We start from the raw sequence: 587 nt of genomic DNA on the forward strand, positions 1-587 counted from the left end.
GGCCATCCGGCAGCCGCGGCATGCGCGCCAATATCAGGCTGCCCGCCACGCCGAGGGCCGCGACCGCCGCCAGCGGCACCCCATGCCCCGCCGCATCCAGCAACGCGGCGACCAGCGGCGGCGCGAGCAGCAGCGCGACGCCCCGGCTCGTGTAGAGCAGCCCGAGCACGCCGCCCACCGACCGCGCGCCGAAGGTATCAGCGCCGAAGGCCGGCAGCAGCGCGACGAAGCCGCCCTGCAGCGCGCCGAAGACCAGCGCGAAGCCCTGCAACGCCGCCGCGTCCTCCGCCAGCGCCCAGACCAGCATGCTGCCGGACATGCCGGCGCAGCAGGCCACGAAGGTGGTGCGCCGGCCGATCGCGTCCGCGATCGCCGCGATCAGGAAGCGCCCCGCGATGGTCCCGAGGCCGATCAGCCCCAGAAGCGCGAGGGCATCGGCGCGCGACACGCCGACCTCGCGCGCCGTGCCCGCCAGCATCGCGTGGGGCAGCGTCGCCGGGATCGAGACGAGCAGCGTGCCGGCCCAGGCGCGCGCGAAGGCGGGGCTGCGCACGGCGGCGGTCAGGGGCGCCGGCGCGACCGCGAGG

At 77.3% G+C, this 587-nt stretch carries 1 protein-coding gene; it reads right to left on the bottom strand.

The window, feature by feature from the left end:
• Positions 1-553, bottom strand: a 553-nt coding sequence (locus tag HW578_RS27420; RefSeq protein WP_198373836.1) for an MFS transporter, incomplete at its 3' end; no start/stop codon positions are given.
• Positions 554-587 lie beyond the last annotated feature (34 nt).

The sequence above is a fragment of the Roseomonas rosulenta genome, assembly GCF_016106005.1.
Classification (GTDB): Bacteria; Pseudomonadota; Alphaproteobacteria; order Acetobacterales; family Acetobacteraceae; genus Neoroseomonas; species Neoroseomonas rosulenta.